We start from the raw sequence: 23,278 nt of genomic DNA, 5'->3' as shown, positions 1-23,278 counted from the left end.
ACAAGTGTAACGGTGACATTGAAACAAGACTCTTTAAGGCTGTTATCGAACGACAACACGCTCAACGAGCTGATATTGACGGCCCAAGCTTTCAGCATGAACGCGCGTATCCCATTGACCGGGTACAGGCAAGACGATCTCGCCTGAGACAACGCCATCACCTGTCATATCGACAGGCTCATCCACATCTAGCCCTTCTGAAGTTGGGCGAATGAAGAAGATATGGGCCTTTAGGCCTTTAACGGGCTTTTTATTGTGATCAAGGAAAGTCACCTGATAGGCTACCTTTCTTTGCAGATCAACCGACTCAAGCGGGGAGACATCGATCTTCACATCCCATCCAAGGGCTGCTTGTGCTTTCGCGCCCGCCACATTGTTGTCATAGGCTAAGCCCTTGAGGTAATGGTCCTTGGTTTCCAATCCTGTCCAGCTATCATATGCAAAAAACATCATGATGCCGTTTACAGTGATGATCACGGCAAAAAAGCCGACGAAAATCCAAGGGTACCACCAGCCCGGTGCGCGTTGTTTACTCATTAATTAGGTCCACGAAATACGGTTGTCTGACTGAGAATGTCGCCAGTTTCCTTGTCCTTGAGGATAAAGTCAATGTCTGTCGACTTCCCATCAAGTACAGCACGCGGTGCTTTGAGGAAAATTTTAAATGCGCCGATGCGATCTGCACCAACAGTGAGGTCCAATTTAGGCTGCTCTTTTGCCTCTTGGCCGATCATGGTCATATTCACCTTATCAAGGCCTTCAATGGAAAGTTCATAGTTTTTCAACTCCGATTCCATATTGAGGATTTTATAGGTATAGCCGTTGCGAATGGTGCCATCAGACAAAGTCACAAACAGTGGGGCACGATCACGAATGATATTGACTTCAAGACGCTCGCGCATACCAAGACTGGTTAACAAAACAGCCAAAACAGCTGTTAAAATAACCGCATAATAGATCGTGCGCGGACGAATCAGGTGAACCTGTTTGCCCAAGCCTTTTTCACGCGCAATCATATTTGTATAGCTATCGTATGAAATCAGGTTTTTCGGCAGGTCGAATTTTTCCATCATGGTGTTACAAGCATCAATACACAGCCCACAGCCGATACATTCCATCTGCTGGCCTTCACGGATATCAATCCCGGTTGGACAAGCCTGCACACACAGTGAACAATCCACACAATGACCACGCTCGGAGAAATCACGGTTCTTACCCGGTTTTGCCCGCGGTTCCCCACGCCAATCTTCATAGGTGACCAGCAATGAGTCTTCATCGGTCATCACCCCTTGGAAACGACCATAAGGGCACATGTAGAAACACACCTGCTCACGGGCAAAACCCGCCATGAGATATGTCATAGAGCTTAAGATACCCAGCGTAATCAACGCCCAGCCGCCAAGCTCACCTGAAAGAATTTCTTTGGTGATAGTTGGGGCATCATTGAAATACCACAGGAAGGAAAGCCCCATAAATAAGGAGATCAAAATCCAAATGACATGTTTGGCAATGCGCTTGGTGATTTTATCAAGTGAGAGAGGCGCTTTATCAAGGCGGATACGCTTGTTGCGATCACCTTCAATAAATTTCTCAACCATCATGAACAGATCAGTCCAGACCGTTTGGAAACAGGCAAAGCCACACCACACACGCCCGGCAATGGCAGAAGCCGCAAACAGACTTACCGCAGCCAAGATTAAAAGCCCGGTCAGGTAATAAACTTCCTGAGGCCAAATCTCAATCCAGAAAATATAGGCACGTCGCCCCGGTAGATCAAACAGGATGGCCTGATCCGGCACACCTTCACCGCGGTCCCAACGTACCCACGCAAAACAATGATATAATGCAAGGAAAACCCACAACAGGCGCGTCTTCCATTGACGAAATGCGCCTTTAAAAATACGTGGATGAACTTTGACACGATCCGCATATAACGGGCCGTCACCACCTTCATTTGGTTTTGGTATTGCGACTGCTTCAGGTTTCGCCATGGTTTTCACTCGATCTCTGGGTCAACAAATGTTGTGGTTTTTTTATACTTGTTCTAGCCATTGTGCAATTGATAACCGTCAATTTCACACAATGAATCCGCAAATATTTTTGAATAATAATGTTTCTTGGTTTTTCATGAACGCCTTGGTTTATATAGGAAAGCAGAATATTAAGATATTCTAACCTATATAAACACCCAACAAAAAACGGTTGCCGAAAGTTTCGACAACCGTTTTTTTGTTCGATAAATCGAAACAGGCTTCTTACTGACCGCCACCCAAAGAGTGAACGTAGATAGAAACTTGTTTGATTTCTGTATCGGACAGACGACCAACCCAAGCTGGCATTACACCATGCTGTGGTTTGTTGATCTGAGCCACAACGCCGTCTTTACCAGCTTTGTACAACCAGATGCCATCGTTCAAACGAGGAGCACCAAGGTCTGCCATGCCAGCGCCGTCTTCAGCGTGACAAGAAGCACAGTTGTCGTTGTACAACATCTGACCAGCATCAGAACCGCCTTGACCACTAAGCTTCATAACATAATCAGCAATTTGGTCAGCTTCAGCTGCTGTGATTGTTTCATCAGAAACAAGCGCAGGCATATCTGAAAGACGTTCTTCATCATGACCTGAACGAATACCGTATTGAACAGTCGTCTGGATCTCTTCCAGAGTCCCGCCCCACAGCCAATCGTCATCAGCCAATACAGGGAAGTTCTTCGCACCAGAACCGCTTGCACCGTGACAAGGTTGACAGTTATCCGCGAAAATTACGCGTCCGCCAGCCATTGCGTAGTTCAACAATTCTGAATCTTTAGCAACTTCACCAATTTCTTTACCATCGAACTTGCTTGTCCATGCTTCGCGTGCTTTCGCAACAGCTTTCATTTCCGCAGCATGTTCGAGGCGGTTTGTAGTTTCGAATACACCTTTGGCGTAACCGTTTAGTGATGGCCATGATGGGTAAACTACCCAATAGCCAATCGCCCAAATGATACAAGCGTAAAAAGTTGTCAACCACCACTTAGGAAGTGGCGTATCCAGCTCTTTAATGCCGTCCCATTCATGGCCGGTGGTATTTGTGCCCGTTACCGGGTCCTTTTCCACGTTTGCCATACTAATCTCCTTAATCATCGTCCTGGAGGGGGATCTGGGAAGCTTCATCAAACTTCTTTTTATTCTTTGGCCGAAGCGCAAAGTATATGATCCCCACGAACAGGAACATCATCCACACGACCCATAACTGGCGTGCGATTGAGACTATGTCGTCCAAGCTCACGCTTGCACCTATCGAGCCATCTCGCCTTCAGGCTTATACGTAGTGAAATCCACCAACGTACCAAGCATCTGAAGATATGCGATCATTGCATCAAGCTCAGTGATTTTAGATGGATCACCATCGAAATCACCCAAAACAGCTTTCGGATAACGAGCCATTAGCTCATCCGTGTCGCCTTCGCCTTCGTCACCCATAGCTTGCGTGATGAAGTCGTTTGCAGCTTGTGCGATTTGCTCATCGGTATACGGATCACCCGCTGCACGCAGTGCAGAAAGGTGAGCCCCAGCATCTTTGAACGAAAGTTCTTTTTCAGCTAGGAAGCCGTACATTGGCATTACAGACTCAGGCACAACATCTTGCGGACGGATAAGGTGCGCAGCATGCCATGCGTTAGAGTATTTGCCACCAACACGTGCCAGGTCAGGACCTGTACGCTTAGAGCCCCACTGGAACGGGTGATCATACATAGATTCCGCAGCCAAGCTGTAGTGACCGTAACGCTCAACCTCGTCACGGAACGGACGAATTTGTTGAGAGTGACAGAGGTAACAACCTTCACGGACGTAAATGTTACGACCAGCCAACTCCAAAGGAGAGTAAGGACGCATACCGTCTACTTTCTCGATTGTAGAATCGATCGTGTAGAGCGGTACGATTTGTACCAGACCACCAACAGAAATGGTGATCACGATTGCGATCGCCAAGAGGATCGTATTTTTCTCGAATATTTCGTGTTTCATAACCGATCCCTTTACTCAGCTGCCGCGCCTTGTGGAGCAACAAATTCGTCTTCTTCACGGATGTCACCACCGATGGTTTTGATAAAGTTCCAAACCATGATCAATGCACCAAGAACGAAGAGAACACCACCACAAGCACGAATTACGTAGTACGGATGCATCGCTTCAACAGACTCGATGAACGAGTACTGAAGGAAACCGAGGTCATCGTACGCACGCCACATCAGGCCTTGCATGATACCGGAAATCCACATCGCAGTGATGTAAAGAACGATACCGATTGTCGCAATCCAGAAGTGATACGTAACCAAACGCAATGAGTACAGACGTGTACGACCCCAAAGCTTAGGAACGAGGTAGTACATTGCACCAAATGATACGAATGCAACCCAACCCAAAGCACCTGAGTGTACGTGGCCAACTGTCCAATCTGTATAGTGAGAAAGACCGTTAACAGCCTTGATAGACATAGCCGGACCTTCGAAAGTCGACATGCCGTAGAAGGCGATAGAAGCGATCAAGAAACGTAGTACAGGATCTGTACGCAGTTTTTCCCATGCACCTGACAAAGTCATCAGACCGTTGATCATACCACCCCAAGATGGCATCCACAGCATGATGGAGAATGTCATACCGAGCGTCTGAGTCCAATCTGGCAAAGACGTGTAGTGCAAGTGGTGAGGACCAGCCCAGATATACAAGAATACCAGTGCCCAAAAGTGGATGATCGACAGACGGTAAGAATATACCGGACGCTCAGCCTGCTTTGGCACGAAGTAGTACATCAGGCCCAAGAAACCCGCAGTAAGGAAGAAACCTACCGCGTTGTGACCATACCACCACTGAGTCATCGCATCTTGAACACCGCTTGCCCAAATGTAGGACTTAACGAAGCTCTCACCACCGAATAGAATAACCGGCAATGTGATGTTGTTACCCAGGTGCAAAACTGCAACGGTAATAATAAATGCAAAGTAGAACCAGTTTGCCACATAAATGTGAGAAACACGGCGTGTCATCAATGTGCCCGCAAAGGCGACAAGATACGCTACCCATACAACAGTTAAAAGAAGGTCAGCATACCATTCTGGTTCTGCGTACTCTTTGCCCTGGGTAACACCCAAAACATAGCCAAGAGCTGCAATAACGATAAATAGTTGATAACCCCAAAAAATAAAGTTTGCCAGTGCTTTACCGCCAAATAGCGGTGCACGACAAGTGCGCTGTACAACATAAAAAGATGTTGCAAACATAATAGAACCACCGAAGGCAAAAATTACTGCCGACGTATGGACCGGACGTACACGACCGAAAGTCGTCCATTCCAGACCGAGGTTCAGCGCCGGAAACGCTAATTGAAAAGCGATGAAAGTCCCGACGATAAAGCCGATGACACCCCAAAAAGTGGCTGCAAGTACAAACTTACGGACTACGTCCTCGTTGTACACCACATCGGAGGCACCAGTAGCTGTGGTCGCTTGGTTCATGCCGAACTCCTGTTCTTCCCGAAATTCGAACGCATTAAAGTCACAGCAAAAGATAAATGAAACACCCCCCAGCGCTCATCACCTTTGTGCATATGACTTTTGCATCCCGCTTCCAAACCCCATGCTTTCAACAAAAAAACATAAGTTGGAAGACTTGAAATATAGCGGCGAATATATGGAGCGCTTTGATATAAGTCAAATAGTGATTCCAAGTAACAGAAAGTTTATATTGATTATAAACTAGAGGTATATGTAAATATTAAATACTTACAATTCCCATAATTATTATGTTGAAATATATAGCGGCTTTTATATCAAACTTAAGTACTATTTTTAGTTCTATAGGCGGTTTTTAGCATTGCTTAAAAAATTGGTAGTTCCATTTTTTACTTTGCAATTACTTATAAATACTTATATCTCTAATAATTTAAGGGTTATTCCTTAGAGTAAATCAAGCATTGCCCAACATAGAATCATCTTTATATCTATTTACTACCCTATTCCCCTTGTTTTTATCTTTCTTTCGTCCCATTCTTAAGCAAGCCTTAACAACATTACTTTGGTTACGCCCTTTATGCTTTTTATCTCTCCAACTCGCTTTAAAGTCGGGTTCATGGCCTCTATGGCTTCTGCCTTTTTACTCATGGCTTGTGCCCCTGCACATCAAAAAGACCATCGCGCCACACCTGAAAGCGCCCATGGCAGGACTCTCAAACCCCTCGTAAAGTCCCAAAAAGCTATGATTTCCGTGGCTAACCCACTGGCGGCACAAGCAGGTTATAAAATCCTGCGCGCAGGCGGTACTGCCATTGATGCTGCAATTACAGCACAAATGGTGTTGAACCTTGTTGAACCGCAATCTTCCGGCATTGGCGGGGGCGGTTTCTTGTTGGTCTATGACCCACACACAAAGAAAATTATTTCCTATGACGGGCGCGAAACCGCACCAAAAAAAGTCACCCCTTCCCTATTTTTAAAAGAAAATGGTGAAAAAATGGCCTTTTTTGAAGCCACAGTAGGCGGCCGCGCAGTGGGAATCCCCGGTCTTTTAAAAATGTTACAGCTTGCCCATCAAGATTATGGCCGTCTTGATTGGTCTTTACTCTTTGAAGATGGCGCCCAACTGGCTGAAAAAGGTTTCCCTGTTTCACCACGCCTGCACCATCTGCTTAAAAAAGACCGTTTCCTCAAAAAAGACCCTATTGCCAAAGCCTACTTCTATAATAAGAGTGCGCAGCCACATCCTGTGGGGCACCTGTTAAAGAATCCGGCCTTTGCCCAATCTTTGCGTCAAATCCAGTCCGGCGGGGTCGATTCGTTTTATTTTGGGCAACTGGCAGATAAAATTGTTGATAAAGTCACAAGCCACCCCACCAACCCCGGGCTCCTCTCCCATGGGGATTTGATGAGTTATAAAGCGATCAAGCGCGCACCTGTCTGCCTTGATTACCGCAGCTACCATATATGCGGTATGGCCCCACCCAGTTCTGGTGGCCTAAGCGTGCTGCAAACCCTCGGTCTTATGGAAAAATATGATCTAAATAACGATCCAAAACCGCTTATTGATCGCACCCATCTTTTCTTGGAAGCTTCAAAACTGGCTTTTTCTGATCGCAATCACTTCATCGCTGATCCTGATTTTGTCAAAGTCCCCACAGATGAACTTCTCGCCAGTAATTATCTTATTGGGCGTCAAACCCTGATCCAACATAACCAAACCCTTAAAACCCCTGTGCCTGCGGGTGGCCCCTTATTATATCGTCAGGCCTTTGCCCCTGATAATACGGAACATGGGCTTTCTACAACACACATGAGCATTGTCGATTCCCAAGGTATGGTCGTGTCCATGACCACCAGTATTGAAAATGCCTTTGGCGCACGCCAGATGGTGGGGGGGTTCTTACTCAATAACCAACTGACCGACTTTTCCTTCCTGCCAGAAAAAAACGGGGTAAAGATCGCCAATCGGGTTGAGCCGTTAAAACGCCCGCGCAGCTCCATGGCCCCCACAATCGTGTTGGATCAAGAGACAAAACGCCCCGTTCTTACCATAGGCTCACCCGGTGGGTCGCGCATTATCGGCTATGTCGCCCAAAGCCTAATCGCGGTTTTAGATGAGAAAAAGCCATTGGATCAAGCCATTGCCCAAGGCCATATGACAAATCGCAATGGCGCGACTGAGTTGGAAAAAGGCACTGAGGCCGCACACAATCGCGCACAACTGGAAGCTTTGGGCCATCAGGTCAAACTTAAAGACATGACCAGTGGCCTCCATGCTATTCAGATTTTACAAGATGGTCGCTTAGCAGGGGCCGCTGACCCAAGGCGCGAAGGTGTGGTGCTGGGTTATTAGGCCTTAGTCAGTTTAATGACCTCATCCACACAAGCCTGCGCACCCTCAGCGATTTGTGCGATATTGGCATCCAGCATATAACAAGGTGTGGTCACAACTTTCGCTGCCTGATCAACTGTGATTTCACCATGATTTGTCGGGGCGTGGGTGCAGCCCAGTTTTTCAATGGCTTGGGCTGTGCCTTCATCCTGACCGATGGTTAGCGTCACATCACCAAAGACTTTTGCTAAAACCGCAGGGGAAATACATAAAGCCCCAATGGGTTTTGCTGCTGTGCGCGTTGCTTTTAAGGCCGTTTCCACATCTCCATTTACTGTGCAATCAGCTCCCTCAAAAGCAAAGCTTGAAAGGTTCTTGGCCGCGCCAAAACCACCGGGCAGCACCAAGGCATCAAATTCATCTGCCTTATACTCTGCAAGGGGCTTGATATCACCGCGCGCAATGCGTGAAGATTCCACCAAAACATTGCGTTTTTCATCCATCTCATCACCCGTCATATGGTTGATAACATGGTGTTGTTCCATATCTGGGGCAAAACACTGATAGCTCGCGCCCGCACGCTCTATCGCCAATAACGTTAAGACCGACTCGTGAATTTCAGCGCCATCAAACACACCACAACCCGAAAGAACAACCGCAACTTTTGTCATTATGAAACCTCCTTAATCTTGATTGATTTTGACAGAAGTATAAGCAGAAATAAGAGGACCTGTCAGGAACAAATTAATAGGTCCTGACCCTAGTTCCCAAACAACTTTTCGAAAAAGCCTTTCACATCCTGCACAGCTTTTGGTGCTTTATCACCGGGCAGTGCTTTTGGCGGGGCATGAACATGGGCCCCTTTCATCACATCGCCCCACAATTGGGCGGGCAAACCTGCGCCGCTGACCTTTTTCATGGGCTTTTCATTATCATTACCCATCCAGACCCCAAGCACCAGATCCGCGCTATAGCCCACAAACCACGCATCACGAAAAGCCTGTGAAGTGCCGCTTTTGCCACCAAGGCTGCGGTTGAAGTTGGCTTTTTTACCCGTGCCGCTGATCATGACTTCTTTCATCATTTTATTGATCTCAGCCACATGGTTTGGCGCCACAATACGCCCGGTGCCCCCGCCTGTGCGTTGATATAAAATACGCCCGCTTGCATCCTTAATTCTCTCAATCCCAAACGGAAACACACCATATCCGCCATTGGCAAAGGGGCCATACGCCGCTGTTAATTCAAGCAAATTAACTTCGCTTGACCCCAAAGCAATAGAAGGGTGAGCCTTTAGGTCTGAGGTAATGCCCAAACGATGCGCGGTTTCCACCACCCGCGTAAAACCAACTTTTTGCGCCACTTTCACCGAGACCGTATTAACCGATTCGGCCAAGGCCTTAGCCAGCGTAATATCACCCAGATATTTGCCCGAATAATTGCGCGGCTTCCATGAACCAATGGCAAAAGGCTCATCCTTCATTTTTGTATCAGCCTTAAGCCCGCGTTCCACACCTGCTAAAAAGACAAAAGGTTTAAAGCTGGAACCGGGTTGGCGACGTGCTTGTGTGGCGCGGTTAAACTGGCTTTTACCATAATTGCGCCCCCCCACCATGGCGCGCACCGCCCCATCCGGGGCAAGGGCGACGATGGCAGCTTGGCTTACCTGTTTTTTCTTGGCATTTTTTGCCAAGATAGCGCGCATTTCTTTTTCTGCTAATTGCTGCAAGCCCATGTCCAAGGTGGTCACAACTGTCAGGTCTTTATTTACAGGGCCTACATAATCGCGCACCTGATCCATCACCCAATCGGCAAAATAACGCCCCGCTTTGTGGGGTTTAGCTGATTTAATCACCCGATTTTTATGACGTTTGGCTTGCTGAGCTTGTGCTTTGGTTAAATAGCCCGCATTCACCATATTCATCAAAACAACAGCTGTGCGCTCTTCTGCCAGTTTGGGGTTCGCACGTGGATTATAACGGCTCGGAGCTTTTAACAGCCCTGCGATTAAAGCAGATTCATATAAAGAGAGATGGCGTGCTGGTTTGGAGAAATATTTACGCGCGGCTGCCTCCACCCCATAGGTGCCTGCACCAAAATAAACCCGATTAAGATACAGCGTAAAAATCTGGTCTTTGGTGAATTTCTTTTCCAGCCACAGGGCCAAGAGCAGTTCTTGAACTTTTCGTTTAATGGAACGCTCTGGCGATAAAAACAGGTTTTTTGCCACTTGCTGGGTCAGGGTTGAGCCGCCTTGTTTCACCCGACCGGACATAACATTGGTCACCAATGCACGCGCAAGCCCAATAATATCCACCCCGAAATGGCTGTAAAAACGCCGATCTTCCGTCGCCATCACCGCTTGGGGGAGGTAATCAGGCAAATTATGAATTTGTACCGCCTCCCCATAAAGGTCTCCACTGGTGGCAATGACTTTACCATCAACAGAAAGCAGGCTTAAACCCGGGCGACGATCAACCGAGGTGGCCTTATCCACATCAGGCAGGTCATAGGCATAATAAGATAAAACCAACGCAAGGGCGATTCCCCCCCAAACCACCAGAGTCGAAAGCCACATGACTATTCGCTTCAGGTTAAGAGGCGTTTTTTCTGCTTTTGGTGCTTTTTTGGCAACTTTCTTGCGCGTATTTTTCTTTTTGGTGCTCATGGCAGAAGCTATGCACTCATTTGAGTTAGAAATCAGTTAATTTGACTCAAATATTAATGATTTTTTATTTCTCTTCTGGGACTATTTCAGTGCATAATGTTAAAAATACTGTGATTGCAACAGGTTCCCACTTATTAAGCGCGACGGCCCATGTCTGACGATGATACAAAACTCGAATTAAAGAAACCGCTGATTGAGGCCATCTCCATTCAGTTGCCACCGACTGTTGCCGTGGATAAATCCATCAAAGCGCAAATCATTCAAGGCACCAAAGACGCAATCGCCACACTGCATGGCAATGAGGCGCTCGATAAAGAAATGGATTTTGATACCATTTTAAACGAGCCCGCCAATCTCAAACATTTCTTTGAGGTCTTTAAAGACAATATCGATTTATTTGCTGAAACCGTTGTTGATAAATCCGGTGACCCCATCACCGATGAAACCACAGAAACCGCCTGTGGCGTTACCCTTCAGCAAGTTAAAAAGCTGCTGATCTCCACAGCCACACGGCGCTTTTTTGTGCGCAATGACGGTAAAGTCATCACCAAAAAGCAGAAGAAAAAAGTCAAAACCATGATGTTCTTCACCAAGGAAGTTACGGTGAAGAAAAAGGTGAAGTTAAAAGAGGGCGCGGCAAAATTTGATGTGATGAAACGCATTATCGGTTTTGACTGGCAATTAGACCTTTTAGAATTTTACCGCGATGAATTACCCGATGCCCATATGCTGGTTTTAGGGGATGACCTGCTTGTGATCCAAGATATAAAAAGAGGCCAAGAAGTCGTCAGCATTCACCATGAAGACTTTAAAAAAGTAAAAGAATCGGTCGGTGTTTATTTTCGCAATGTGGTTGCCCATGGGGCAGCGGCTATTCCCGGCATCCTTTATTGGCGCAAAGACCTTGTCATGGCTTTCATTAAAGCCATGGGCGAAGGCGCTTGGGATTTCTTCAAGCGGGAAAAAGAATTCTTTGATCACTGTACTGAACTCGATAACGCCCGCATTGGCATTTATGGCGATACACTGGCCTATATCGCCCATGAAAACCTGACCGAGCTTAACCGTTTAAATCTAGACAGACTAGAAGCCACATTGGGCGCTTGGAAAGATACCTTTAGCGATAATATCTCAGAAATTCTGTCTGAACCTCTCTTATCTACAGATATCTTACGCCCCATGGTCGATAGCTTCATTCACCTTGAAGCCAAGGATAATGGGCAGTTTAAAGTCGGCTGTCGCACCGCTGTCAGCTCTTTAAAAGAAGAAGTCCTCGCCTTTATTAAAGAGGCAAAAGCCAGACATGCTGAAGAAGCGGCGAATACCGCTGATCTGGATGCGGAAGAAGAAAACTCTTAAATCTACTTCTGTGCTACCAAGAAGAAACGCTGAAAAGCCAATAGGGTTTTACCATCACGGGCCTTTGGATAGGCCTCTAATATTTTGGCACGATAAGCGGTTTCAAACGCTTCTTTCTCTGCCTGAGTGTTCAACCCCTCCAGCACAGGGCGCAAGGCTGCCCCCTTTGTCCAATCTGCTACTGGATTTTCACCTTCTAAAATATGGCGATAGCGCGTCTCCCAGATTTCAAGGCGGCTTGTGCGATCACTTAACCAGTTATAATAGTCTTCAGGTTCCTGCACGGGAAAACCCGGACATAAAACATGATCATGGCCTAACACATCGCCAATCACTTGATGGGTCGGGGCGGCGAAATTATTGGGCATCTGCACGGCTAAAACCCCGCCATCGCACAAATTTTCCAACAAACGGGGAAATAGGCTTTCATGGTCCCCCAGCCAATGAAGACAAGCATTTGAAAAGATCAAATCCACAGGCTCGCTACTTTCCCACTGCGCAATATCACCTTGCTGCCATGTAATCTCTGGATGATTTTCCTTGGCTTGGGCCAACATCTCATTTGAGCTATCTATGCCAAGGACCTCAGCCTTAGGCCAGCGTTGTTGCAACAAGGCGGTGACATTGCCCGGACCACACCCTAAATCCACAATCCGCTTTGGGGTCTCTAATGGGACTTGCGCCATTAAATCAAGGGCCGGGCGCAAACGCTCAGAACCAAATTCCAGATATACAGAGGGATTCCACAGCGTCATTATGCAATCTCCACTCTCGGTAATCTCAGGCGGAAACTGGTGCCCGTCACCCCTGTTTCAAGCAAGATCAAATCCCCGCCATGGCTGCGCATAATATCGCGCGCAATTACCAAACCAAGGCCCGTTCCGCCCCGTCTGGCAGAACCTTCAAACGGTTTAAAGAGGTTGTCTTGCGCTTTTTGCGGCAGGCCGGGGCCGTTATCCGATACATCAATCAAACATCCCCCCTGCTCCTCCGTTGAACAAGCATATTCAAGGCGGCTTGCCCCCATTTGTAAGGCGTTGCGTGACAAATTCACCAACACACGGCGCAACTGGGTCAGATCGCCTTCAGCTTCTGCCATGGCATCAACCTGATTAATCGTCTCGCTTTCTTCATCACACAGGTCTTGAATATGGCTGATCACTTCTTCAATAAGGTCCCCCACATAAAACAGCTCTTTTTCCAAGCGCGGGCTGGAGTTTGAAACGTAATCCATGGTTTGCGAACATAGATCAATGGCCTGATCCACAGTTTGAGACAGTTGCGGAGCAAGTTGACTGACTTTTTTATCTTCACTGCCCGCTAACTGGTCAGACATCAACATGGCTTTTGACAAGCTGTTTCGAAGATCGTGATTGATCTTGGCAACCGCTGTACCAATAGAGGCCAAACGGTCTTTTTGACGCAAAAGTTTGCGCAGCTCACCCTGCATGGATTGCAGCTCACCTTCTGCCTGACCTAACTCATCACGCCGACCTGAAGGCACAATGGTGGAGCTTTCTTCTTCTGGGTTTTCCCGAAATTCCGCCATATTTTTTGCCAAACGGCGAATGGGGCGCACCAACAGCCAATGCAGGCTGACATAAATCAACACCCCGGTGAAAAGCGAAATCATTAAAGAGAGATTGAGGATGCGGCGCGAATAATCCGCCATTTCCATGCGCAAGGGCGCTTCATCAATAATCACTTCAATGCGCACATTCTCATCGCGCGGGCTTGGCCCCACCACCCTGAGCACCCGATTTTCCTGCTGAAACAGGGTCTCAAAAGCCCCCATCACCATGGGCATCCAATCTTCAGTGCTCAGATCAATGGTTAGATTTGTCTTAGGCGGCATGTCTTTGGAAAGAACCAACATGCGCTTCTCACCTTCCACCAACACCACGCCATAGGCCTCGGCATGTTTTAACAGGCGGTTTTCCAACTCCTCATCCACCATCTGGTCCGGTGCGGCCTCAAGGGCAAGGGCGGCGAGATGGGCGGTTTCCATATGTTCTTTAAGGTAAACTTTGCGATAGCGCGCAATGGATGGCACATAGATAAAAGCTTCCGCCAGCAAAATAAAAATCGCTGTGAGAAGAAGCAAACGTGCAGACAGGCTCAGGCCAATATGTGGTTTCTCATCCATATGATCTCATTATCCCATTCGTCATTCTGGGTGTGATCCAGAATCCATGGCTGGATAAGTAACAGCTTACCCGAAACGCAGCAAAAAGCGCACGATCTTCTTGGTCTTCTCACTAAACAGGGACGGGGTATAAAAACTGCCCGCTGCGCGTTTGGACACTTCAGATAAAGTCGGATAAGGCGCAATCATAGAGGCCATGGCCCCAATCTTCATTTTCTGTGAAATGGCGAGAACCCAAACCTGGATCAATTCCCCAGCTGAAGGCCCAACGATGGAGGCACCAAGGATCAGACCTTTTTTATTGGTTACCACCTTGATCAACCCTTCGGTTTTACGCTCAGCACGCGCACGATCATTTTCACTAAAAGGCCAGCGCATGATGCGTATTTCCCCATGGGCTTTGCGCGCCGCCTCTTCATCAAGTCCAACTGTTGCCAGCTCAGGTGCGGTATAGGTCACCCACGGCAAGGCTTTATAATCTGCCTTTGCCGGCATTCTAAACAGCGCATTGCGAATAACGATACCCGCATCATAGCCCGCCTTATGGGTAAACTGAAAACCACCAGCCACATCCCCAATGGCAAAAATCTTTTTATTGGACGTGCGCAAACGGGCATCTACACGAATGCCTTTATCATCATAAGCCACATTAGCCGCTTCTAAATTCAACCCATCCACATTGACTTGACGTCCCGCAGCGACCAAAAGATGCGTGCCTGTCACCTCACCCTGATCGGTTGTCAGGATGATGTTGTCGCCTTCTTTTCTCACCTTCTCAACAGAGATATTTTCTTTAATATCAACGCCTTCTTGGACCAAGTTACGGCGCACGATATCTACAAGCTCAGCATCATCTTTGGGCATAATAGAAGAGCGATCCAATAGCGTAACGTCACAGCCTAACTGACGATGAGCTTGGGCCATTTCCATCCCGATGGGGCCACCGCCCAGCACCAAAAGATGATCAGGCTTTTCCTGCATATCAAACAGGTTTGCATTGGTGAAATAATCAACCTCATCCAAACCATCAACTGCCGGAATGCGCGCGCGCGATCCAGTGGAAATGACAAACCGCTTGGCACAAATACGCTGATCACCCACTTCAATTTCTTGCGGGCCAACAAAACGGGCTGCCTCTTGAATGACTTTTACGCCTAGTCCTTCAAAACGTTCAACCGAATCGTGAGGTTCAATGCCTGCAATAATATCATGCACATGATCATGCACCGCCTTGTGATCAATGCCTTTTAAATCTGCATCAATGCCAAATTTTGCCGCCTCGCGCACATGCTGGGCGGCATGGCCTGCACCAAGTAAAGCTTTGGAAGGCACGCATCCGTAATTGAGACAGTCACCACCCATCTTGCCTTTTTCCACCAAGACAACATCGGCCCCCATCTGTGAAGCGCCAGCAGCCACGGATAACCCGCCTGAACCACCACCAATGACACAGATGTCACAACTGATCACATTACTCATGCTTTCCCCCGGTTTTTAATTTTTTTATAGAGTACAGGAACCATGGCCAAGGCCGCTAGCCCAATAATAGGTGTCAGGATATCCGGGCTGAAAATAATGCCTAAATCCGGTGTTTTACCTTCGTCAAACACAGCGCCAAGGCCACTGCCGACAGAAGCATAGACAAATGCACCCGGAATAATGCCAAAAAAGGTGCCAATTACATAAGTGCGCAAGCTCACCCCTAACAGGGCAGGCACCAGATTAACCAGCCAAAATGGAAATAACGGTACAAGACGCAGCACCAGCATGTAGCTCATGGCATCTTCTTTAAAACCTTTTTCCATGCGGTTGAGGCTTTTGCCCACCTTGGCATGGAAAAAATCATAAAGGGCATAGCGCGCCAGCAGGAAAATCCCCACCGCACCTGCTGTGGCCCCCACCACAATATACGCTGTGGCCTCAACGGTGCCAAAAAGAAATCCGCCTGTAAGCGACAGCCAGACCGCACCGGGCAGGGAAAACATCACCGCCACATGATAGGCAAGAATAAACGCGATAATAGCAATCACGTAATTATTCTGCGTCCAGTCCAAAATGGCCTGACGGTTATCGCGCAAAGTTTCAAAAGACAGATAATCCACCCCGCCCATGGCAAAAAAAGCCGCAATACCACCTGCCACGATGAATAAGGGCAGAAGGTGAGCTTTTTTCTTTTTAGGTTCCACAGGTGTTTGGGTCATTTCGCTTAGGGCCGCCATTTTTATTTTCCTGATCGGTTATCATTTGTCCCCTATTCTATCGTTCTTTGCAAGCTTCACCAGTAACGCTTACGTGAGGTCAATGTGATCTTGCCTATAAAACGCTCTAGACCGTTGTTTCCTTTCCCTTTACAAACAAAGCATGAATACGAAAACGCCACATGTCCTAAGCATTTCACCCAACGTGTCTTTTGCCGATGCGTTGGCCCATGGCGTTATGGAAAAATTTGGCTCAAAGCCGGAAAATCTCTCTCAAGTCACCTTATTGTTACCGACAAGGCGGGCCTGTCGCACCGTGCGCGATGCCTTTTTGCGCTTATCTCAGGGCAAGCCCTTATTACTGCCACGCATGCAGCCCCTTGGGGACTTGGATGAAGATGAGCTCAGCCTGACAGGGTGGAAAGATATCGGCGGGCTTAATGCGGTCAAACCCGCCATTGCGCCTTTGCGCCGTCAAATGCTGCTCACCCGTCTCATCCTCACCTTTGAAGGCGGCAATACCACCGCAGACCAAGCCGCCCAGCTTGCAGGCGAGCTGGCAAACCTGCTTGATCAAGTCCATACCGAGGGACTGTCTTTTCATGAGCTGCAATCCCTCGTGCCAGAAGATTACGCGGATCATTGGAATATCACCCTTGATTTCCTTAAAATCCTCACCGACAGCTGGCCAACAATTTTAGAGGCAGAAGGCACGCTTGACCCAGCAGATCGACGCAATCGTCTGCTTGATGCCCAGCGCACGGTTTGGGAAAACACCCCGCCTCAAGGCCCGATTATTGCAGCTGGTTCAACCGCCTCCATTCCCGCCGTTGCCAAACTGCTGGCTTGTATTGCACGTCTGCCCCAAGGCATGGTCGTGCTGCCCGGCCTGGATCGCCATATGGAAGAGGAAGATTGGGAAAATCTTGATGCCAATCATCCTCAATATGGTCTCAAACAACTGCTGTCTCGCCTACGCATGGCCCCAGAGGAAGTTGAAGACTGGCAGGCAAGTGGGCTGGCTGGTTCCCACCCTTTGCGCGCAAAACTCTTAAGTGAGGCTATGCTACCTGCAGCAAGCACCGATAAATGGCGCACCATGGACCATCCCGCAGGTGGTCTTTTAGATGGGGTTGAGCGCATTGATTGCCCCACCCCGTTTGAAGAAGCCAAAGCCATTGCCCTGTTATTGCGCCGTGAATTAAGTATGGACGGCAACACAGCCGCCCTTGTCACCCCAGATCGTAATCTCGCGCGCCGTGTGGCTTCTGAGCTGCGCCGCTGGAATATTGAAATTGACGATTCGGCTGGTACCCCTTTGCAACATTGCGCCACAGGGACCTACCTGCGCCTGCTGGCCCAATGTGTGGCAGAAGATTTCGCCCCTGTACCTTTTTTGGCGCTATGTAAGCACCCCTTAAGCAGTGCCTCCATGGAAGCCAAAATCTTTCGCCACTTAATCCGCCAGCTTGAACTGCAAGTCTTGCGCGGTCCCCGCCCGGGTTCTGGCATTGAAGGGTTGCATCATGCGCTAGATCGTTGTGAAACAAATTGGCGCAAACGCACCAATCGCCTGAGCGCCCCCCAAAAAAAGCTGCTTGAAAGCTTACGCGGCTTACTCGGCGCGATTGAAAGTGCACTTCACCCTTTTATCAAGGTGATGAAACGCAAAAAGACCGATTTTATCAAACTGGTGGAAAGCCATGTTAAGGCGGCTGAAGCCCTCGCTGAAACACTGGAAGATAAAGGTGTTGAGCGCATCTGGTCGGGTGAGGCGGGGGAAACCAGTGCTGATTTCATCTCTGAACTTTTAGAAGCCACTGCCGATTTTGGTGAGCTCGACCCACAAACCTACCCCGCCCTTTTAGATGCGTTAATGTTGGGCAAGGCCGTGCGCCCACGTTTTGGCGCCCATCCCCGCCTTGCTATCCTCGGTCTTTTTGAAGCGCGCTTGCAAAAGGCTGACTTGATTGTGCTGGCGGGACTGAATGAAGGCACATGGCCGCCGGATGTGACCGCCAGCCCATGGATGAGCCGCCCCATGATGCGCGATTTCGGTCTGCCCCAACCAGAATTTCACATCGGGCAAACCGCCCATGATTTCACCCAAAGTTTTTGCGCAGAACGCGTCATCATTACAAGATCAGAGCGCGTTGATGGCACCCCAACAGTGCGCTCACGCTGGTTGCGCCGTTTGGAAAACCGTCTAAGCGGCACAGAATTAGCTGGTGATTTCAGCGGTCAAAGCGGTTGGCTTTCCATGCAGGCCGCCCTTGATTATGTGGCGAAAATTCAGGCCGTTGCCCCGCCTGCCCCGCGCCCACCGCTTTCTGCACGCCCCAGAAAAATGTATGTCACACGTGTTGAAACTTGGATGCGCGATCCATACGCCATTTATGCCAGAAACATCTTAAATATCAAAGCACTTGACCCTATTGATGCGGACCCCAGTGCGGCAGATTATGGTAATATCATACATGAAATATTAGAAAAATTCATGATTAAACATCCAAAACCACTGCCTGAGAACGCCGCAGACAAGTTGCGCATCATGGGCCAAGAGGTCTTTGGGTCAGAGCTTGATAACCCCGGCATCTGGGCCTTTTGGTGGCCGCGTTTTGAACGCATCGCCAACTGGTTTGTTGAACAAGAAGAAACGCGCCGCGCTCTTATTGCCAAAAGCTATTCAGAGATCGAAGGCTCCCTGACATTTGAAACCTTGGGCGGACCTTTTACCATTTCAGCAAAAGCCGATCGCATGGACCTTTATAAAGATGGGGAACTTGCCATCATCGATTATAAAACAGGCGTTCCACCCAGCCAGCGCGAAGTCGAAGCCGGTTTTGCCCCCCAATTGCCTTTAGAAGGGGCCATTGCCATGGCGGGTGGTTTTGAGGAATTTGGCCCGCGCGATATTAAAGCGCTTGAATTTTGGCGTCTGCGCGGGGCCAATCCGGCAGGTGAAATTAAAGCTGCCAGTGATAACCCTGAACAAACAGCCGCAGAAGCCCTTCATGGCCTGCAACATCTGGTCTCTGCCTTTGACCGGGTCGAATCGGCTTATGGCTCGCGCCCCAATCCAGAGAACGCTCCGAAATTTTCTGATTATGAACATCTCGCACGGGTCAAAGAATGGTCGGTTTCTGGTGGGGAGGCTGAAGAATAATGACCGGTTTCATTGATCCAAACATCGCCCAGCGCCAAGCCTCAGACCCCAAAGCCTCTGTGTGGGTGGCGGCAAATGCGGGTACGGGGAAAACCAAAGTCCTGACGGACCGCGTGCTTTCGCTCATGGTCACAGGCACCAAGCCCCATCATATTTTATGCCTGACCTTCACCAAGGCAGCCGCAGCAGAAATGGCAAACCGTATTGCCGACCAGCTGGGCAAATGGTCGATCATGGGCAATGACGAGCTCACTGCCTCCCTTCAAGACCTGCTCACACGCAGCCCTGAAGAAGATGAATTTACGCTGGCACGCCAACTTTTTGCCCATGTGCTTGATGCACCGGGTGGCTTGCAAATCCAGACCATTCACGCCTTTTGCCAATCGCTCTTGCGCCGCTTTCCCCTTGAAGCAGGCCTTGCGCCACATTTTCAGGTCATGGATGAACGTAATGCGGCTGAGCTGTTAAAAAAAGCCCAAGATGATATCTTGATGGATGCTCGATTAGGCCGCACGCCAGAGCTTTATGAGGCTTTGCGCGCCGTCACCAACCATATCCATGAAACGGCCTTTCCTGAACTCATGGGTGCCTTAGCAGGTGAGCGCGGGCGCTTGCGCCGTGTGCTGGACCATCACGGGGGTGTGCGCAAACTGATCACGCGCCTTGCGGAACTTATGGAGCTTTCCCCCACCGATACACCAGAGCGCATTATTGAGCGTGCCTGTGAGCAAGATAGTTTTGATGCCTTGGGCCTGCGCGTTGCCATGGATGCGCTTTTGGCAGGATCAAAAACCGATCAAGCCCGTGGTGATGTCTTGGCCCAATGGATGGGCGCAACCCAAGCAGAACGGCTTTCCCTGTTTGATGACTATAAAAACGCCTATCTCACCGCAGGTGGCGATATTCGAAAAACCCTGATCACCAAAACCGCTGCCAGCCAAAGCCCCGGCGCGGTTGATGTGCTCAGTGTTGAAGCTGAGCGCATGTTGCGCACCACAACTAAAATCCGCGCTTCTGTGACCTTGCAAACCACAAATGGGCTGTTGCGCATCGGTAAATGTCTACTTGATGCCTATGATAAATATAAACAAGGCACCGCCACCCTTGATTATGATGATCTGATTTTAAAAACCCGTGATTTGCTCACCAAAGAAACCGTGCCATGGGTGCTTTATAAGCTTGATGGCGGGATTGAGCATGTGCTGGTTGATGAAGCCCAAGATACCAACCCGGACCAATGGCGCGTGATTGAAGCCCTCACCCAAGAATTCTTCGTTGGGGAAGGTACCCATGAGGAAGAAAACCCACGCACCATCTTTGCGGTGGGTGATGTCAAACAATCGATCTATTCCTTCCAAGGGGCAGACCCGGCAGAATTTGAGCGCATGAAACATCATTTTGGAGATCATGTGCCCCAATCTCATCAAGACTGGCGCGAAATCCCCATGACCATGTCGTTTCGCTCCACCCGTGCAGTCTTGCAATGTGTTGATGCGATTTTTTCTGATCCCGCCATTGCCCAAGGCGTCGAAATTGATGATGAAATCCATCACGATGCTTGGCGGGCAAAGGATGGCGGCTTAGTTGAGCTTTGGCCGCCCATTATCCCCACCGCCGCAGCCCCTGTCACCCCATGGAAGCCCCCGATTGAGCGCATTCAGGCCGATAGCCCGCGCGCACGTCTTGCCCAGATGATTGCGCGGCGCATCCAGCATATGGTGCTTAGCCAAGAAAAACTCGAAGCTAAAGGCCGCCCCATTGAGCCCGGTGATATTATGGTGCTGGTGCGTCGTCGCAGTGGTTTTGTTGAAGAATTGGTGCGCTCCTTAAAAGAGCTTAATATCGCGGTTGCTGGTGTGGACCGGATGATTTTAAGTGAGCAAATGGCGGTCATGGACCTTGTTGCCTTGGGCCGTTTCTTATTGCAACCCGATGATGACCTGCAATTGGCCTGCGTGTTAAAAGGCCCGCTCCTTGGGCTTAATGATGATGATCTCTTTAACCTGTCTTATCAGCGCAAAGGCAGTCTATGGTCGGCCCTGCGCGATAAGGCCAATGATGATTTACATTACCTAAGTGCCTGTAATTTCTTAAAAGACCTCATGGCACGCACCGATTATGTGCGCCCGTTTGAGCTTTTCACCTATGTGCTTTCAGCCCGCGAAGGGCGCAAAAAAATCATCTCGCGCTTGGGGCTGGAAGCCGATGATCCGATTAATGAATTTCTGGACCTCGCCTTACAATATGAGCGCAGCCACACCCCATCCTTAGAGGGTTTTCTTGCCTGGCTTGATACGGGTGAGACCGAGGTTAAACGGGATTTGGAACAAGCCAGCCAAAATGCCGTGCGCGTGATGACCGTTCATGGCGCAAAAGGCCTGCAAGCGCCCATCGTCTTTATGCCCGATACCTTACAGGCCCCGGCCAAAGGGGAAAAACTGCTCTGGCCCCATGACCCTGAAACAGGCGATGAGCTGTTCATCTGGCCGCCCAAATCTGAATTTTATGAAAATATCTCAAAGGCAGAAAAAGACCGCCTGTCCAGAAAACGCGATGAAGAATATCGCCGCCTGCTGTATGTGGCGCTGACACGCGCTGAAGACCGCCTCTATGTATGTGGCTGGGAGACCAAACGCGCAGCACCTGCGCATTGTTGGTATAATCTGATTAAAAATGGGCTGGCTAAAGTCGGGGAAGAAGTCGATGATATTTTCATCAATCAATCTGATGAAACCGATGAAGTCTCTGTCTTGCGCTTAAAATGCGACCAAGAAATCGAGGCCAAGATTGAGCCCGGTTTTGAAACCCAAGCTTATGAGACCATCCCCCTTCCCGATTGGGCCAAAACCAATCCCGGGCGCGAACCCTCACCACCGCGCCCCTTGGCCCCTTCACGCCCAACTGAGCCCGAGCCTGCCACACGATCGCCCTTGGGCACGGATCATGGCTATCGCTATAAACGCGGGAATATCATTCACGCCTTGTTGCAAACCTTACCCGAGCTTGCAGCAGAGGAGCGCGAGGATGCCGCCATTAGCTATCTTGCACGGCCCAATCATGGGCTAGATGAAAACCAGCAAAGTGATATCTGTGCAGAGACTTTGCGCATCCTAAGTGATGAAGAGTTCAGCGATGTGTTTGGCGAAGGCTCCCAAGCTGAGGTGCCAATTGTTGGGGAAGTCCATGGGCGGGTAATCTCGGCCCAAGTGGACCGCTTGCTTGTACGAAGCGATGAAATCATTGTGGTTGATTATAAAACCAATCGCCCACCACCCAGATCGGTCAAAAAAGTCCCCACCATTTATATCAACCAAATGAAAGCCTATCGTGCTGCCTTGCAACTGATATACCCCGATAAGCCCGTGCGTTGCGTGTTGCTCTGGACTGACACACCCAAACTCATGGAAATCCCGACAAAAATGCTGGAATAGTTTTTTATCTGGGGACGCACCTTGACGCACAGGCTGCATCACCTTAAATTCAACCCACGTAATTTTTCGCCTTCTCCCATAGGACAAGACAATGAGCAAAAAGATCACTGACGACAGCTTTGACGCTGACGTTGTAAATTCCGACAAACCCGTTCTGGTAGATTTCTGGGCAGAATGGTGTGGTCCATGTAAACAAATCGCACCGGCTCTTGATGAGCTGGCTGAAGAGCTTGGTGGTAAACTGACTATCGCAAAACTCAACATCGACGAAAACCCCGGTACGCCTTCCAAGTTTGGTGTACGTGGTATTCCAACATTGATGTTGTTCAAAGACGGTCAGGTTGCAGCGACTAAGATCGGCGCACTGCCAAAGAACAAACTTCAGGAATGGATCGAATCTGTCCTTTAAGGTTTAGGATCGATACTTCAAAAGAAAAACCCCGCCTTGGACTATTCCAGGCGGGGTTTTTCTTTGTTC

At 48.9% G+C, this 23,278-nt stretch carries 17 protein-coding genes; 5 read left to right on the top strand and 12 right to left on the bottom strand.

Features of this window, described 5'->3' with window-relative positions:
• Positions 1 to 42: 42 nt before the first annotated feature.
• From MTBPR1_RS08365 to ccoN, 6 genes are all read right to left on the bottom strand, one after another.
• Positions 43 to 537 carry a FixH family protein gene (locus tag MTBPR1_RS08365; RefSeq protein ID WP_069188550.1) on the bottom strand — a complete coding sequence of 165 codons (495 nt, stop codon included), beginning with the start codon at positions 535 to 537 and terminating at the stop codon, positions 43 to 45.
• Complete coding sequence (gene ccoG, locus MTBPR1_RS08360) at positions 537 to 1,991, bottom strand: cytochrome c oxidase accessory protein CcoG (RefSeq protein ID WP_069188549.1); 1,455 nt, start codon at positions 1,989 to 1,991, stop codon at positions 537 to 539. The genes MTBPR1_RS08365 and ccoG overlap by 1 nt, the downstream gene beginning before the upstream one ends.
• Positions 1,992 to 2,255: 264 nt before the next feature.
• A complete protein-coding gene (gene ccoP, locus MTBPR1_RS08355) occupies positions 2,256 to 3,110 on the bottom strand; it encodes a cytochrome-c oxidase, cbb3-type subunit III (RefSeq protein ID WP_069188548.1) in 855 nt (284 codons plus the stop codon).
• Between the two features lie 10 nt (positions 3,111 to 3,120).
• Positions 3,121 to 3,273 (bottom strand): cbb3-type cytochrome oxidase subunit 3, encoded by a 153-nt coding sequence (locus MTBPR1_RS18370; RefSeq protein ID WP_276204535.1) that lies wholly within the window; start codon positions 3,271 to 3,273, stop codon positions 3,121 to 3,123.
• An 8-nt stretch (positions 3,274 to 3,281) separates the two neighbouring features.
• Entirely contained in the window at positions 3,282 to 4,013 is a 732-nt protein-coding gene (gene ccoO / locus MTBPR1_RS08350) for a cytochrome-c oxidase, cbb3-type subunit II (RefSeq protein ID WP_069188547.1), read from the bottom strand.
• Between the two features lie 11 nt (positions 4,014 to 4,024).
• Complete coding sequence (gene ccoN, locus MTBPR1_RS08345) at positions 4,025 to 5,500, bottom strand: cytochrome-c oxidase, cbb3-type subunit I (RefSeq protein ID WP_069188546.1); 1,476 nt, start codon at positions 5,498 to 5,500, stop codon at positions 4,025 to 4,027.
• Positions 5,501 to 6,074: 574 nt separating this feature from the next.
• Here ccoN and ggt point away from each other — a divergent pair.
• On the top strand, positions 6,075 to 7,853 hold the full coding sequence (gene ggt, locus MTBPR1_RS08340) for a gamma-glutamyltransferase (RefSeq protein ID WP_069188545.1): 1,779 nt from the start codon (positions 6,075 to 6,077) through the stop codon (positions 7,851 to 7,853).
• On the opposite strand, the gene elbB is transcribed toward ggt, so the two are convergent.
• Both elbB and MTBPR1_RS08330 read right to left on the bottom strand, forming a co-directional pair.
• On the bottom strand, positions 7,850 to 8,503 hold the full coding sequence (gene elbB, locus MTBPR1_RS08335) for an isoprenoid biosynthesis glyoxalase ElbB (protein ID WP_069188544.1): 654 nt from the start codon (positions 8,501 to 8,503) through the stop codon (positions 7,850 to 7,852). The genes ggt and elbB overlap by 4 nt on opposite strands.
• 89 nt (positions 8,504 to 8,592) lie before the next feature.
• Positions 8,593 to 10,500: a transglycosylase domain-containing protein gene (locus MTBPR1_RS08330; protein ID WP_069188543.1), complete on the bottom strand. Its 1,908-nt coding sequence runs from the start codon at positions 10,498 to 10,500 to the stop codon at positions 8,593 to 8,595.
• Positions 10,501 to 10,650: 150 nt separating this feature from the next.
• On the opposite strand from MTBPR1_RS08330, the gene MTBPR1_RS08325 reads away from it, so the two are divergent.
• A complete protein-coding gene (locus MTBPR1_RS08325) occupies positions 10,651 to 11,859 on the top strand; it encodes a hypothetical protein (RefSeq protein WP_069188542.1) in 1,209 nt (402 codons plus the stop codon).
• 2 nt (positions 11,860 to 11,861) lie between these two features.
• On the opposite strand, the gene MTBPR1_RS08320 is transcribed toward MTBPR1_RS08325, so the two are convergent.
• The 4 genes from MTBPR1_RS08320 to MTBPR1_RS08305 all read right to left on the bottom strand — a co-directional run bounded on the left by MTBPR1_RS08320 (position 11,862) and on the right by MTBPR1_RS08305 (position 16,224).
• Positions 11,862 to 12,614: a methyltransferase domain-containing protein gene (locus MTBPR1_RS08320; RefSeq protein ID WP_069188541.1), complete on the bottom strand. Its 753-nt coding sequence runs from the start codon at positions 12,612 to 12,614 to the stop codon at positions 11,862 to 11,864.
• Positions 12,614 to 14,005, bottom strand: coding sequence for a sensor histidine kinase (locus MTBPR1_RS08315; RefSeq protein ID WP_069188540.1), 1,392 nt, complete (start codon positions 14,003 to 14,005; stop codon positions 12,614 to 12,616). Before MTBPR1_RS08315 ends, MTBPR1_RS08320 begins: the two co-directional genes overlap by 1 nt.
• Before the next feature lie 66 nt (positions 14,006 to 14,071).
• Entirely contained in the window at positions 14,072 to 15,484 is a 1,413-nt protein-coding gene (locus tag MTBPR1_RS08310; protein WP_069188539.1) for a dihydrolipoyl dehydrogenase family protein, read from the bottom strand.
• Positions 15,481 to 16,224, bottom strand: coding sequence for a TVP38/TMEM64 family protein (locus tag MTBPR1_RS08305; RefSeq protein WP_205631228.1), 744 nt, complete (start codon positions 16,222 to 16,224; stop codon positions 15,481 to 15,483). Before MTBPR1_RS08305 ends, MTBPR1_RS08310 begins: the two co-directional genes overlap by 4 nt.
• Before the next feature lie 142 nt (positions 16,225 to 16,366).
• Here MTBPR1_RS08305 and addB point away from each other — a divergent pair, with 142 nt between their 5' ends.
• The 3 genes from addB (at position 16,367) to trxA (ending at position 23,209) form a co-directional block, all read left to right on the top strand.
• Positions 16,367 to 19,369, top strand: a complete 3,003-nt coding sequence (addB, locus tag MTBPR1_RS08300) for a double-strand break repair protein AddB (protein WP_069188538.1) — start codon at positions 16,367 to 16,369, stop codon at positions 19,367 to 19,369.
• Positions 19,369 to 22,800, top strand: coding sequence for a double-strand break repair helicase AddA (gene addA / locus MTBPR1_RS08295; RefSeq protein ID WP_069188537.1), 3,432 nt, complete (start codon positions 19,369 to 19,371; stop codon positions 22,798 to 22,800). The genes addB and addA overlap by 1 nt, the downstream gene beginning before the upstream one ends.
• 91 nt (positions 22,801 to 22,891) lie before the next feature.
• Positions 22,892 to 23,209, top strand: a complete 318-nt coding sequence (trxA, locus tag MTBPR1_RS08290) for a thioredoxin TrxA (RefSeq protein WP_069188536.1) — start codon at positions 22,892 to 22,894, stop codon at positions 23,207 to 23,209.
• The last annotated feature ends 69 nt before the right edge of the window (positions 23,210 to 23,278 follow it).

The sequence above is a fragment of the Candidatus Terasakiella magnetica genome, assembly GCF_900093605.1.
GTDB classification, from domain to species: domain Bacteria; phylum Pseudomonadota; class Alphaproteobacteria; order Rhodospirillales; family Terasakiellaceae; genus Terasakiella; species Terasakiella magnetica.
The sequence above is the reverse complement of the archived record's forward strand: the minus strand, read 5'-3'. Positions and strand labels throughout refer to the sequence as shown.

What these genes read in the sequence shown, in the direction of transcription:
- MTBPR1_RS08365 (WP_069188550.1), bottom strand. Translation starts at nt 537, where the DNA reads ATGAGTAAACAACGCGCACCGGGCTGGTGGTACCCTTGGATTTTCGTC.
- ccoG (WP_069188549.1), bottom strand. Translation starts at nt 1,991, where the DNA reads ATGGCGAAACCTGAAGCAGTCGCAATACCAAAACCAAATGAAGGTGGT.
- ccoP (WP_069188548.1), bottom strand. Translation starts at nt 3,110, where the DNA reads ATGGCAAACGTGGAAAAGGACCCGGTAACGGGCACAAATACCACCGGC.
- ccoO (WP_069188547.1), bottom strand. Translation starts at nt 4,013, where the DNA reads ATGAAACACGAAATATTCGAGAAAAATACGATCCTCTTGGCGATCGCA.
- ccoN (WP_069188546.1), bottom strand. Translation starts at nt 5,500, where the DNA reads ATGAACCAAGCGACCACAGCTACTGGTGCCTCCGATGTGGTGTACAAC.
- ggt (WP_069188545.1), top strand. Translation starts at nt 6,075, where the DNA reads ATGCTTTTTATCTCTCCAACTCGCTTTAAAGTCGGGTTCATGGCCTCT.
- elbB (WP_069188544.1), bottom strand. Translation starts at nt 8,503, where the DNA reads ATGACAAAAGTTGCGGTTGTTCTTTCGGGTTGTGGTGTGTTTGATGGC.
- MTBPR1_RS08330 (WP_069188543.1), bottom strand. Translation starts at nt 10,500, where the DNA reads ATGAGCACCAAAAAGAAAAATACGCGCAAGAAAGTTGCCAAAAAAGCA.
- MTBPR1_RS08325 (WP_069188542.1), top strand. Translation starts at nt 10,651, where the DNA reads ATGTCTGACGATGATACAAAACTCGAATTAAAGAAACCGCTGATTGAG.
- MTBPR1_RS08320 (WP_069188541.1), bottom strand. Translation starts at nt 12,614, where the DNA reads ATGACGCTGTGGAATCCCTCTGTATATCTGGAATTTGGTTCTGAGCGT.
- MTBPR1_RS08315 (WP_069188540.1), bottom strand. Translation starts at nt 14,005, where the DNA reads ATGGATGAGAAACCACATATTGGCCTGAGCCTGTCTGCACGTTTGCTT.
- MTBPR1_RS08310 (WP_069188539.1), bottom strand. Translation starts at nt 15,484, where the DNA reads ATGAGTAATGTGATCAGTTGTGACATCTGTGTCATTGGTGGTGGTTCA.
- MTBPR1_RS08305 (WP_205631228.1), bottom strand. Translation starts at nt 16,224, where the DNA reads ATGGCGGCCCTAAGCGAAATGACCCAAACACCTGTGGAACCTAAAAAG.
- addB (WP_069188538.1), top strand. Translation starts at nt 16,367, where the DNA reads ATGAATACGAAAACGCCACATGTCCTAAGCATTTCACCCAACGTGTCT.
- addA (WP_069188537.1), top strand. Translation starts at nt 19,369, where the DNA reads ATGACCGGTTTCATTGATCCAAACATCGCCCAGCGCCAAGCCTCAGAC.
- trxA (WP_069188536.1), top strand. Translation starts at nt 22,892, where the DNA reads ATGAGCAAAAAGATCACTGACGACAGCTTTGACGCTGACGTTGTAAAT.